Here is a 12,953-nt window from a genome sequence, read left to right on the forward strand (position 1 = left end):
AGTGATAAATAAATGATGATACAAATTTATGCAGACAGAAGAAGTGAGTGTTAAAGGTATTCAAACAGATGATTAATAGATTCAAACAATTTAAAATAATATGATTGAGTGCCTAAACAATAGAATGTTAAAGTATACAAACTATCATAACATTTGTTAGACAGGTTCTCCTCTGAAAAATGAAGGATTTTTTCCAGCATGTTTTTTAAAGAAGTTGTTGAAATAGGTCGGATATTCATAGCCAAGGCTGTATGATATCTCGGCTACATTCCAGTCAGTATTAGTTAGTAATGCCTTCGCTTCTGTGATGATACGTTCATTAAGATGTACAGTTGTTGTTTTTCCTGTAGTCTCCTTTACTGCTCGGTTAAGATGATTCACATGAATGGAAAGTTGTTCTGCATACTGGTTTGGGGTTCTTAAGCTAAAAGGTCGCTGAAGATCAACAGGAAACTGTCTGTCTAGTAGCTCAAGGAAAAGAGAAGCAATGCGTGTTGACGCATTTTGAGGCTCAATGTAATTGTTCAGAGGTTGCATCTTTACAGCCTCGTGCATTAATACATTCAAATGGTTGCGAAGTAAATCAAATTTATAAATATAGTCTGAATGATATTCCCTATACATATTTTGGAATATCTGTAATATATAAATTATTTGCTCAGGGTCTACATAATATACAGGGTCGGCTCCCAATTTAAACAATGGTGAATGTTCCAAAGCAAAATCAGCATTGGTAACTTTCAGAAATTCCTCTGTAAAAAGCACGAAATAACCCTTTTGGTCTTCGGAAATAGGCTCCCACGAATAAGGAATCAATGGATTGGTAAACAACAAGGCGGGCTTATCAATCAAGATTCCTTTATCAGCATATTCAAGGCGACTAGTACCAAATTGCAGTGTTATTTTATAAAAATCCCTGCGATTATAAGGCACAGGTTTAGCCCTGAAAGCATCACATTCATAGATATTAAACTGACTGCCTACGTTTGGTAACTTATTCCCAAAAAACTCCTGTTGCGATTCTGATTTTTTCACGACTATTTATTTCAAAACGTGTAAGCTAATTTTTCCTTGATTACTTGTAGGGTAATAGGATATAAGTAATCAAGGCAAATGTCGTATTTATATCATTATTATCATTAATGTATTCAAATAAAATGCTATAAGATTCAAATAATGGTAATACCGTCTGTAGAAATAACGAGTTAATATATGATTCTTTTTACCTTTGCCTAATAGGTTTATAGAGAGTTTAATGATTAATTTTGTACTGGCGATAGGCTATGAGCCTTTCAATAGTTAACTAAAAAAAATGCTTATAGCTTATAGCTTATAGCTTATAGCTTATAGCAAAAGTAAAAATATGGAAACCAAGCAAAAAAATAACCCATTACATGGCCTAACCTTAGAAAATATAGTGAACCATTTGGTGGCTTATTATGGCTGGGAGAAGTTAGGAGAATTAATCAATATTCGTTGTTTTAATTATGACCCTAATGTAAAATCAAGTCTGTCGTTTCTGAGAAAAACGCCTTGGGCAAGAACAAAAGTAGAATTGCTGTATTTGAAAAGTTTAAGAGATATAGCCAAGGCAGAGAAGGCTTCTAAGATGGGTCAGCTTTAGAGATAGGATTTGTACTTTTAATAATATAACCCTCGAAATCCTTTTCTATTAGTGTGTGAATTAATTCACACACTAATAGAAAAGGATTTTTTTATCCCCATAAAAACATTTTCTATCCCTCAAAATCTTCAATCTATCGGAAAGCATTTCTAAAAATGGTAGTTCAGTAGTTGTTTTGAATCAGCAATTAAGCAAAAAGCTTTATTATTCATGTAACACAGAGCAATGAATAAATAACAGGCGAAGTATTGATATAATGGCCGATATCTGAATGCCGATAGCCGATAACTAAAAAGCTTAAGGCTATTCAAAACAATTTATTAAATTTAAACTTGCATCATAATTAATCGTTAGGTGCTTTTATTTCTTAGAAAATGAACTATAAACCGATTATTACGAAAACATACGAAGTGGAGACAATCAAACATCTTCACCTCAAAACATTCTCTGGAGATATAGAGCTGGTTGGTCATGATGAAAATACCATTAAGGTAGAAGTATATGCTACCGTACGTAGTTTGTTTACTTTTTTCCTTATCAAAGACCCTCTGCTTACTTTCGATTACGATGCCCAAGACCTTACGATGAACGTGGTAGACGACACGCTCTTTATTTATAATAAGCCCAATTATCTAAACATTTATAACTGGTTCAATTTCCAGAAGACCTCCTTTAGGATTTATTTGCCCACTAACATCAATTCAACCACTAAAACCTATGGCGGAACCATTGCCCTCAAAAAATTGGAAGGCAATCATGGTTTTTCTACGTGGGGAGGAAGCATTTTAGTAGAACAAACACTGGGCAACATTGAAGGGTCGACCATGGGCGGGAAAATAGATTTATTAAGATGTCAAGGCAACGTAAATGCTACCACCATGGGTGGAAATATCTTTGTAGCAGGTAACCAAGCAGATATAAGAGCGGATACCAAAGGAGGCAATATCTATGTACAAAACCATGAAGGAACGATACATTGTTCAAGTTGGGGAGGGAATATTGAAGCCTTTAATGTTTCGGGAGGATTTGAATGCAATACGGCAGGAGGGAATATCAACCTAAAAAATGTAAATGGAAACATCGGAGCAAGTACCAAGGGCGGAAATATCCGTGCAGAAGTAAATGCCATTAATCAATACGCTTGGTTTGATACGGCAGGCGGAAACATAAAAGTATCGTTACCGCTTGAACATCCCTTAGATTTAGAGGCGTCGGCATCACGGGTACGTTTGCCTCCGCTTCAAAACTTTTCGGGCTATCAAACCAAACAGAATATTCGGGGTAAACTCAATGGCGGAGGTGCCAACGTAACCATCAAGACATTGGCAGGTAATATCACCATTTTTAATGCCGATTTCGCTAAGGATACGTTCAAGCCAAATACTCCACCAAAAGTACAGGATAATCCGAAAATAGAAGAGCCTCCCAAATTCACTGAAAAAAAAACTCCTGAGCAATTTCAGGAGAGACCTATAAATACCGCTGAACCCTTTACTGAATCTAAACCTTTTTCAGATACTGAAAATGCGGTTCATTTGAAGCCAAACTATAATATTTATTTTAATGTGGTATTTTGTTTGCTGGTGGGTTATGCCGTTACTTGTGTGATATTTTTCACGGTAGCCACCAGCAATCTACCCTTAGATTTTTCGGATATTTATCAGGATGTTTTTTATTTAACCCTGATGAGTTCCCTAGCCGCAATAGCGGCTATTTACGTTTTTCTGAATTTTGTTGAAAGCCGAATTCCACCTATCGACCTCATAAAATTTATGCCCTTAATGGGTTGTGCTTTGCTGTTTGGCAATCTCTTTCATTCAGCCCTTAGTTCGCATAATGCTGCAGGGAGTCTCTGGGCGTTTGATATGCCAGCGGCCATTTACTTTTACTTTGTTTTGCCCGTGATTATCAGTTGGTCTTATCTTTTTTATTGGCTCAAAACGCGCAGTATTACCCGCAAGATTTCTGAACAAGAATACCAATTATTGAATCTGGAAAAACTAAAATCAAAGGCACAGCTCGATGCCCTTGAAGCTAGAATCAATCCACATTTTTTGTATAACTCGCTGAATAGTATAGCGGGATTAATCCACGACAAACCCGATAAGGCGGAGGAAATGACGATTCAATTATCAAAATTATTCAGGTACACGACGGGACGCACCGAGGATAGTTTTCATACGTTTGCAGATGAATTGGAAATTATCAAAGCCTACCTGACCATCGAGGAAGTACGGTTTGGACATAGACTAACCTATACGATTGATTGTGATGAAAGTATTTTAGATGAAAAAATACCTAGATTTTTATTACAACCTTTGGTAGAAAATGCGATTAAACACGGCATCTCCAAGATAGCGAGTGATGGTTTGATAAAGGTAAATATTACAGTGCAAGAAGGAAATATACTGATAAAAATTCATGACAACGGGCCAGATTTTGGAGAGTCATTCGGGGGAGGTTTTGGACTGAGAAGTATTAAGGAAAAACTAAAAATTGTTTACGGCGATAAAGCAACCATTGACATAAAAAATCAGCCTGAGAAGGCGGTTATTATAATTATAAATAATTAGTGAGTTGTGATTTAGTGAGTTAATGATTGTTTTACGATGATAGCTTCTAAATTAAAATGCATAAAATTTTATAAATACTTATTATCTAATACTAAGGCTTTTAAAAACAATCACTAAATCACTAAATCACAATTCACAACCGCGGCGGCGGACCGCTCACAATTATGCAATTCAAAACCATACTCATAGACGACGAACCGATTTCAATCAGTCGCATGCGACGACTATTGAATGATTATAACGATACTTTTGACATCATTGGCGAAGCCCTCAACGGACAAGAAGGCTTGGAAATCATTGAAGATTTAAAGCCAGATTTGATTTTCCTAGACATTGAAATGCCCATCCTTTCAGGGTTCGAGATGCTAGCAAAATTGACCTATATGCCGATAGTGGTTTTTGTAACTGCCTTCGACCAATTCGCTATTAAAGCCTTTGAAGAAAATTCGGTAGATTATCTACTAAAACCCATCGAAAAGTCAAGGCTTGATAGAACAGTCTTGAAATTACAAAAGCTCACAGCAAACCAATCGGTAAAGTTATCGTCTGAGAGTCTCCAGACTATCTCGGAATTGATAAAGCCTAAAAAGGAAATACATTCTATCTCCGTAAAAAATGGCGACAAGATTTTAATCATTGCCTTTCATGAAATATCCCATTTTCAGGCAGATGAAAAATATGTGTTTCTAAATACCGTTGACGGCAAACAATACATCACCAATCACACGATTGTAAACCTAACCGAAAAACTACCTGATAGTTTTATCAGAATCAGTCGTTCGTGTATCGTAAATGCTACCAGAATCAAAGAACTAGAAAAATATTTCAATGGAAAATACTTGGTAGTAATGCAAGATCAAAAACGAAATAAATTAGAAACAGGTATTTCGTTTCATGATAATTTAAAGCGGTTGATGGAGATATAGGGGTTTTGGCTTTCGGCTTAAAACTCATGGCATGACTTTAAGTTATTTTTATAGTAAATAAATTATTTGTTAGTAATGGAATGAGTTTGCAAAAACCTTTACATTTTTTACAATGTAATATTGCCGTATACTCTGACGTTATGAAAGACTATGCTAAGCGAGGGAACTACATCACAATTTTTGCTAAACCTATACTAACTATTAGTATCTTTTTGTCGTTCCAAAATTTGATAGTAATAGCTAAAAGGTTTATTATATTTAATCACTTGTCTGTGACCTAGGTCAGTTGGTTCTAATTCAGGCTCTTCAACGTCTTTCAATAAATTATAATACTGTTTGCTTCTATTTCTGTCAAGATGCTTGATTTGCTTCGCAGAATGTGGATTTATGGTTAGTTCTTTGAATCCATTTTTCCAACATAAATCTGTCGAAACTTCATCAAAATTATCAAGTCCAATTCGTCCAACGGACATCCCTATTAATCTATTTATTGCTGATTCAGTTGCACTACCTTTTGGTTTACGCATTCCGATTTTTATTGCATTTTTTATTTCATTTATTATTGTCTTTTGTTTATTGAGTTCTTTTTTAAATGATTTCTTTCTTATACGAATTTCGCCTGAATAATTGATTTCATAACCCACGAATCCTATCCAAGGAAAACCTTTGTCTTTAACATTACCCCATTTATAAGGACCTTTAGATTTGCCATCCCAAAATGGTTTGTAATTAATAGTCTCGTTTTTAATTGACATTAATTGACTTTCATTTTTGAATTGATGAGGAAACAGCTTTAACTCAGACAGTGTATTTTGATAAAGCTCTTTTGCCATTTCGCAATCTTTTAAATTATCTGAAATAATAATCATATCGTCACAAAATCTCTGGTAAAGTATATTTTTTTCAAGCATTTTAATATCAGCTTGATTTAAATAAATATTTGCAATAAGCCCTGAAAGTGCACCACCTTGAGGAACTCCTATCTTTTCTGTTGAAATGTCTTCGTAATGTTGAGATACTACATCGTCAATCCATGCAAATTTGCCATTGGGAATTTTGTATGAAGTCCAATATTCGGCATCACTCGCTTTAGGCATATCTATATTGAAAGCAAAGCAATTTAAATAGCTTTCAAAGATTCGAATTGGAGCATCTATATCAATTTCGGGATGTAATGTTTTACAAGTTAAAATAAGTTCATTGAATAATAACCTAACTATTTTATGATTTACTGTATCATAAAATTTTTTCATATCACACTCAACAGCATAAAGTTCATTTGCAGTGATTTTATTCCTGTATTTTAAAATAGCCTTTATACAATCGTGGTGTGATAAAATTTGATTTTCGTCATTCTTTTTTGACCTAAACGCATATGAGCTATCTTGAAAATGGGCATCAAATAACCTTGTTAAAAATTTATTTGTGACACTCAAAATAATTCTATCCATCAAATTAAACATACAAATTGGACGACATTCATTTACACCAACCTTTTTAAGTTTATCCTTTAGTTTTGGAAAAATTAGCGGTTTTTGAATATAATATGATTCGCTTACACAAAGTATTTTTATATCATTTATGAAATTCTGTAAATTTAAAAACCACTGTTCTTGAGAATTATTTTTTTTATGAACCTTAATTGTTTTTAAAAGTGAATAGAAGTTTTTATCATTTGATGTGACTGAATAATTCCTTTTATTAATTCTCTCATTGTTTTCGCTTGCCTTTTCTATTGCATGTTTTGCTTTAGAGTTTAATCGAGACATTTGCCCAAGTTTCACCCATTTTTTTCTTGAAGGTAAAATTTCCGAAAGGAATTGATTTAATTCTAATTGATACTTTGCAAACTCATTAATTTCATGGGAACTTGATTGAATGTGATAATTATACTTTTTATTAGAAGTTAGTAAATGAAGTAGATGCTTTTTGGATCTACTTTTAGCCAATTTAACTCTGACTTTACATATTTGTCTGATAATGGCTTCATCACTGAAATATTGGTTAAATGTTTTCATATAACAAAAAATAGGGGTTCCTGTGAAGTGTTTGCACACCTTTTGACAAAGATACTGATATAAAGTAGTTGCCCTTTTTAAACTCTCTAGGACTTTGTTGAAGAGAGTGATACTTACGAAAATTAATCCGTCTTCGGAACCCCATTTTTTTGATATTTTGTTGAATAACCTTTTTGATTTGCAAGATAAATCACACTGCTGAAATTTACATTTCCTTTTCTTGTTTCGTAACAATTAATTAAAAAATTCGTACATGTAATTTTATTGTATTTACCAATGTCTAATGAACTTAATTTTAAAAAATAATTTAAACCAATTTCATAAGTGAAAGTATTTGCTATTGCCATAGCTACTTTACACCATTCATTATAGTGTTGAGTTATAGAGTGTTTATTATTTACTAAATGTCTAATAATATCGGTCATTATTTTTCTATCAAAGTGATTATTTTTGCCTGCTGGATTATATAATGCATCAAGATTACTTACAAAAGTCAATTTTACATTTTTACCACGATTAGATTTTACAGAAACTATTAAATCATCATTAGTGACTTCAAAATTTTCAAAACTTGCCTTTTTAATTAATAAGTTATCAGAAGACAAGAAACAAAGCCTTGTAATATCACTTCCACTTTTGTCTAATTCAATACTATATTTTTCTAAAAAGTAGTCTGATAGTTTTTTAAATGCACTTTTATGAAGTCCAACAAAATCAATATTAGCATTATTAGCTTTGTAATCTATTGCTACTATCCCTTTATATCCATTGTTTGAAGGTGAACGCCAAAATGTAAATACATATTGGTCTCCTAATAAATTGTCATAAGTAGTTTTTAATTGTAACGCATTAAGTTTGTCTATATCAATTACAATTAACGGATTATATTTTTTTAGATGTTCTTTCGTGCGTTTTGTATCGAATGTCGCACTAAATGTAACAGCAGGTAATCTTTTTTTATAGTTGTCGTAATATTCTATATTTCCTTGTTCTAGACTATTTCTTAAGTCTTCAATTTGCTTTTTGTGTTTTTCTGATTTGATTTGATTTAAAACATCCTCGATTGTCAACTCAATAGAAATATCAGTCCAAGTATTAGTTTGGAAAGAAACTTTTGTATTTAAAATGTCGGATAATGCTTCCATAATCTATTTAGATAAACATAATTAATAATATTATAAGATTTTGTATTAAAAAATAAATATTCTCTACAATTTACGACTTTCCTCCATAATTCCCATACAAACCTTAACTCTTTCTCCAAAACTTATTATACGGTATGTTATCTTATCTTATGATAAAGATTTAGTGGTTACCGTTTGGAAGAATACATATACAAAAAACGGTAACCGTAAAGGTTACCGATAAATTTTCTCCCATTAATTGTTTACGAAAAAATCCCTTTCACATAGTGCTTAACCCTATCTTCTTAGTTTCCCTAATAGCATATACTATAAAGCCAATTTGCAATAAAATCCCTAATACCGAAGGTGCAATCTGGCTAAAGGGTTGGTAGTCTATAAGAACTGTTCCTGTAAAAGCAGCTAACAAAGCAGTAAATGCGCCAATCATTTTATAAATATGCTCGTAAAGCCAAAGGTTTTTGTATTGGCGTGCTGGAATTAGATAACGAAGGAAATCGTAAGAAACTAAAAATATTAACGCACCAACAGTACTATAAATGATGATGGGCGACCATATCATTCCGATAGATTTGAAATAATACAGAAAATAAGCAACCGCCATTAGCGAAAGAAGAGCAACGGCCACATCCAATAATTTGGGTTGGTTAGCCTTTGTCTGTAATGTTCTATATCCCGAAAACCCCTGATAGGCACTCAGTACCGTTATCACCAACAAAAATGTATTTCTGCCAAATACAAAAACACCAATTAATCCCGTAAAAACCACTACCGTTAACAATATAAGAAAGAGTTTTCCAATTTTTTTGTGTTTCAATCCACCTTTGGCTGTCAGTAAAGCAAACAGTCCCAATAGCAAAGCAACTGCTCCCGCAGTAATATGTATAATAATGTTTAAGGTGTGCAAAATCTCGGGCTTGTGCATAATTTAAGGTTGATAAGTTTAGTGTGGGCTGTGTATGCTTTTAGGATTTAGCATAAAGTACACACGATAAATATCCTAATTATTTATTGAAGTCTTTGTATGATGTTTGTTATTAAATTTGTGACTATAAATTAAGAGAGCTTTGACAACTTTTTAAAAAGTTGTCAAAGCTAAAAATCTAATTCAAATTCATGGCATGACTTTAAATTAATTTGATAATAAACAAATCATCTGTCAGTCATGCCATGAGTATAGAAGCGGTAGGGTTTATCAGTGAAATCTCACTTTTATCATGCCCAAGTAATCACTGGAATAAATCCGAAATATAATAGATAAACTGACGCAAGGATATGCAGAAAAGTAAGCAAACAGAATGGGTAATAAATCATTTTATAAGGACTCAGCTTGCTTGATTTGTAAATAATAAAACCTGAAACTACAGCACCCACCACAAAAAGGATTGAACAACTCATTAGTACAATCGAAAGAAATGTAGGTTTGGAAAATAATATATCGATATTGTCAATCCTCCAAAAAGGTAATGCAAATGTTAGTATTATCAGTAAACTTGAGATGATAGGCAACAAACTTATTCGCATTGATGCTTTGTATTTTCTTTTGTTAATTGCGTATAAAACAACTAGGATGAAAAAAATACTGAATGTGGTAATCATCATCAATATCCAAAGCCCCAATAAAGCTAACTGACCGAATACTCTGAATGTTGAAATTGGTTTTAGCACTGAATCCTCAGAGTACAATAGTTCGCCTTCATTGAAATCTACTGCTTTTACTAAACCAATTTTTTGGGTTGAACTATGGGTAAATTGAGTAGGGGAGATAGGATGATAGGTCGTTATTGCTCCAGGGATTAGCCATGACTTGAACACCGTATTGTCATGGATTGCTATTTTTGCAATGCCAGCAAAAAGGGCATCTTGATAAAATAATTTTTGATTTCTTGGATTGATGGCAAGATAATAACCTTCATTGATAGCTATCTGACCTGTGTAAGTGGGTGCATGTTGTTCAGAAGTCGAAAGCGTTTCTACTTCATAATCACGGATTAAAGCGATAATTTGTTGCATAGCCTGTGCATTATTGGCATTCAATAATATTACATGACCAATACCATGTTCGGGTAGATAAGCCAGTTGTGAAAGTCCACCATCCATAGCCCCGTCATGACCATGATAAGTTAAACCATTATAGATACTCGTAAAGTTACCAAGACCATACCCCAAAGCTAGTCCTGCTTCAGCACCACGAGTACTTTTGGGCAGTTCCATGCTATTAATAGACTCTTTTTTTAATAGCATCAGAGAGTCGACCTTTCCACGGTTTAATAGCAACTTTAGCAAAGTTGCCATATCTTTTGGTGAGGCATTTAATCCACCAGCAGGGCGATACAGCTCATTCTTATAATTTACGCTTTTCATAGCCCAATTATACGTTTTAGCACTCCATTGCTTATATAATGAATCATTGAAAAAAGTGGTATGCTCCATTCTCAGTGGTTTCAAAATAGCTTCAGTGATATATTTTTCGTACAGCATTCCACTGATTTTTTCAACAATATAGGCCATTACTGCATATCCTGAATTACAATAAGACATTCTTGAACCAGGTGCCCATCTTGATTTTCTCGAATGTGGATGAAAAGCCAAGGCAGTTTTTAAAGCGATAGGTCGAACTTCATTATGAACCATTTCTACTAAATGCATTTCATCCCAACCAGTAGTATGTTCAAGCAAATGAACTATTCGAACTGGATGAGTTTTTTCCCAAGGGTTATCAAACTTAACCTCTGGTATTATGTCTCTAATTGGATTTTCAAGCGATAATTTACCTTCTTCTTGTAGTTTAAGAACTGCCAATGCTACAAACATTTTTGAAATAGAAGCAGTCCTGAAGATGGTGTTTTTAGAGATATTATTGTTGCTAACTGATTTATTTTCACCTATAGTGAAAATCATGTCGGGTTTTTCTTTGCGAATAAATGCTAATCCAACACATAGTCCATTATAGTTTTTGACAACCTTCTCAATGTCTTTTTTCAATTGATTGAATCTAGATTCCTGACCAGATGGTTTTGGGGAATTGCTGAAACTATTAAAGGAAAAAATTAACACAAGGACTCCAGAAAGGAATATGTTGTAATATTTATTCAGCATAGCGTTCGGATTTGAAGTTTTTTATTCTGACTCATAAATTAATTCCAACTCATGGCATGACTGACAGATGATTTGTTTATTATCAAATTAATTTAAAGTCATGCCATGAGTATAGACGCCTAAGGCCTTCGCTATTGTTCGTGTCACCACGAACAATTTTCTCGTTAAGTTGCTAATCTGAATTACTCTTGCCAATGGCTTAATATTCCAAATTCATCTATCGTATGTTCATAAAATTTGGCTGAGGAATATCTATAGTTTTCAGGTAAATCAGCTAAACTCCATTTTTCAACGATAGGGTTATTGTGGATATAGTCAATTTTTTGTTGCCAAACAGTTGGTGAATACAAAGCAATTGGAAGACTATTTCTTTGCCAAAAATGATATTTACGATTGGCAGATTCTACTTCAAAATAGGATAAGACTTTCGGATGATTTAATGATAAATCTTCTAAAAATCTGTGTCCTGTATATTTCATAAAACTAGCATTTGGCATCTCTTTCCCATTTTTAGCTAACATTGTCCAAATTAGATGGATGTGATTTGGCATAATAACAAATGCAAATACTTTAATTTTTTGTTGAGCTACTAAATACTGTAAGCTGCTGATAATAATATCCTTATACTTATCAGGCTTTAATAATTTTTGCCAATTTAAAATGGTGGCGGTGTAAAAATATGGGACACCTATTTGCATACTCGAATATTGCATAACTAATTGAGTTTTGTAAATTTTCTTAGAGTTGTTCGTGGAGACACGAACAACGGCGAAGGCGAACCATTCACTATTTACTACTTAACAATTACTTCCCTTGATACTTCTTGATAAAAGTAATAAGTCCATCTAATGCACAAGGAGAAAAATATCTTTTATTTGACTCTGGGTCAACCGTCCCATTAGATACAATGCCAACCACGTAGCCTTGCTCGTCTACTAAAGGTGCACCGCTTAATCCTCCAAATTTTTCTGGGACAATAATGTCCTTAAGCAATATACGATTATTAAGCGTTTTGAAATATTCAAATTCATAAACTCTTTGTTTGCCTGTTTCCATTTTTCTGGTCCAGCCAATTACATAAAGCTTTTCTCCCTGAACAAGCGGCGTAGTTCTTATTTCTAATACTTTGGTTTTGGATAAGTTTGATTTGATAGAAAAAAGTAGCCAGTCTTCATTGAGTGATGCTTTATCTGACAATGACTCGTCTTTACTTTCATTCAATAGCGCATCAGTATTCACAACCTCATTGGGTTGGTCTAAAGGAAATAGTGACCAGCTTTTTATGAAGTTTCCTAAAGAAAGGGTTTTCATTTCATCTGGCTTGATGATTTGTAATACGTGTTTAGCGGTAACAGCAAAAGTCTCGTTATTGTATTTTAATAGAAAACCACAACTGAATTTTGGCTGGTCGTATTTTGGATTGTAAAATGTTATTTTGTTGAGTAACGCTGTTTGGTCGAAAACCTTGGTAGATGTTGTTTCTTGGCTAAAGCAAGTATTGGTAAAGAGAATAATGCAGGCAAATAAGTATCTTAGATTCATGTTATTTTGTTAGAGAGATGTTAGATTAC

At 33.4% G+C, this 12,953-nt stretch carries 10 protein-coding genes; 3 read left to right on the forward strand and 7 right to left on the reverse strand.

Going from position 1 to position 12,953, the window contains the following annotated elements:
• Window positions 1-156 precede the first annotated feature (156 nt).
• Window positions 157-1,035, reverse strand: coding sequence for a helix-turn-helix domain-containing protein (locus tag AC07N0_RS21470; protein WP_492800126.1), 879 nt, complete (start codon window positions 1,033-1,035; stop codon window positions 157-159).
• Between the two features lie 328 nt (window positions 1,036-1,363).
• Between AC07N0_RS21470 and AC07N0_RS21475 the strand changes: the two genes are divergently transcribed.
• The 3 genes from AC07N0_RS21475 (at window position 1,364) to AC07N0_RS21485 (ending at window position 5,123) form a co-directional block, all read left to right on the forward strand.
• The gene (locus AC07N0_RS21475) at window positions 1,364-1,624 is read left to right on the forward strand and encodes a VF530 family protein (protein WP_494590930.1); all 261 of its coding nucleotides are present in this window, start codon (window positions 1,364-1,366) and stop codon (window positions 1,622-1,624) included.
• 374 nt (window positions 1,625-1,998) lie between these two features.
• Complete coding sequence (locus AC07N0_RS21480) at window positions 1,999-4,197, forward strand: histidine kinase (RefSeq protein WP_494590932.1); 2,199 nt, start codon at window positions 1,999-2,001, stop codon at window positions 4,195-4,197.
• Window positions 4,198-4,361: 164 nt separating this feature from the next.
• Window positions 4,362-5,123 carry a LytR/AlgR family response regulator transcription factor gene (locus AC07N0_RS21485; RefSeq protein WP_494590933.1) on the forward strand — a complete coding sequence of 254 codons (762 nt, stop codon included), beginning with the start codon at window positions 4,362-4,364 and terminating at the stop codon, window positions 5,121-5,123.
• A gap of 194 nt (window positions 5,124-5,317) precedes the next feature.
• Here the strand turns inward: AC07N0_RS21485 and AC07N0_RS21490 are convergent, their stop codons facing one another.
• The 6 genes from AC07N0_RS21490 to AC07N0_RS21515 all read right to left on the reverse strand — a co-directional run bounded on the left by AC07N0_RS21490 (window position 5,318) and on the right by AC07N0_RS21515 (window position 12,924).
• Window positions 5,318-7,141, reverse strand: a complete 1,824-nt coding sequence (locus AC07N0_RS21490) for a reverse transcriptase/maturase family protein (RefSeq protein ID WP_494590934.1) — start codon at window positions 7,139-7,141, stop codon at window positions 5,318-5,320.
• Window positions 7,142-7,263: 122 nt separating this feature from the next.
• Window positions 7,264-8,286, reverse strand: a complete 1,023-nt coding sequence (locus tag AC07N0_RS21495) for a BT4734/BF3469 family protein (RefSeq protein ID WP_494590935.1) — start codon at window positions 8,284-8,286, stop codon at window positions 7,264-7,266.
• Window positions 8,287-8,545: 259 nt separating this feature from the next.
• Window positions 8,546-9,208, reverse strand: a complete 663-nt coding sequence (locus tag AC07N0_RS21500) for a hypothetical protein (RefSeq protein WP_494590936.1) — start codon at window positions 9,206-9,208, stop codon at window positions 8,546-8,548.
• 290 nt (window positions 9,209-9,498) lie between these two features.
• Entirely contained in the window at window positions 9,499-11,268 is a 1,770-nt protein-coding gene (locus tag AC07N0_RS21505; protein WP_494590937.1) for a serine hydrolase domain-containing protein, read from the reverse strand.
• A 296-nt stretch (window positions 11,269-11,564) separates the two neighbouring features.
• The gene (locus AC07N0_RS21510; RefSeq protein WP_309923472.1) at window positions 11,565-12,095 is read right to left on the reverse strand and encodes a transposase; all 531 of its coding nucleotides are present in this window, start codon (window positions 12,093-12,095) and stop codon (window positions 11,565-11,567) included.
• Window positions 12,096-12,186: 91 nt separating this feature from the next.
• Entirely contained in the window at window positions 12,187-12,924 is a 738-nt protein-coding gene (locus AC07N0_RS21515; protein ID WP_494590938.1) for a trypsin-like serine protease, read from the reverse strand.
• Window positions 12,925-12,953: the final 29 nt, after the last annotated feature.

Source organism: Arcicella sp. GW821-FHT09D11, assembly GCF_059416265.1.

What these genes read in the sequence shown, in the direction of transcription:
- AC07N0_RS21495 (WP_494590935.1), bottom strand. Translation starts at nt 8,286, where the DNA reads ATGGAAGCATTATCCGACATTTTAAATACAAAAGTTTCTTTCCAAACT.
- AC07N0_RS21500 (WP_494590936.1), bottom strand. Translation starts at nt 9,208, where the DNA reads ATGCACAAGCCCGAGATTTTGCACACCTTAAACATTATTATACATATT.
- AC07N0_RS21510 (WP_309923472.1), bottom strand. Translation starts at nt 12,095, where the DNA reads ATGCAATATTCGAGTATGCAAATAGGTGTCCCATATTTTTACACCGCC.
- AC07N0_RS21515 (WP_494590938.1), bottom strand. Translation starts at nt 12,924, where the DNA reads ATGAATCTAAGATACTTATTTGCCTGCATTATTCTCTTTACCAATACT.
- AC07N0_RS21490 (WP_494590934.1), bottom strand. Translation starts at nt 7,141, where the DNA reads ATGAAAACATTTAACCAATATTTCAGTGATGAAGCCATTATCAGACAA.
- AC07N0_RS21475 (WP_494590930.1), top strand. Translation starts at nt 1,364, where the DNA reads ATGGAAACCAAGCAAAAAAATAACCCATTACATGGCCTAACCTTAGAA.
- AC07N0_RS21480 (WP_494590932.1), top strand. Translation starts at nt 1,999, where the DNA reads ATGAACTATAAACCGATTATTACGAAAACATACGAAGTGGAGACAATC.
- AC07N0_RS21485 (WP_494590933.1), top strand. Translation starts at nt 4,362, where the DNA reads ATGCAATTCAAAACCATACTCATAGACGACGAACCGATTTCAATCAGT.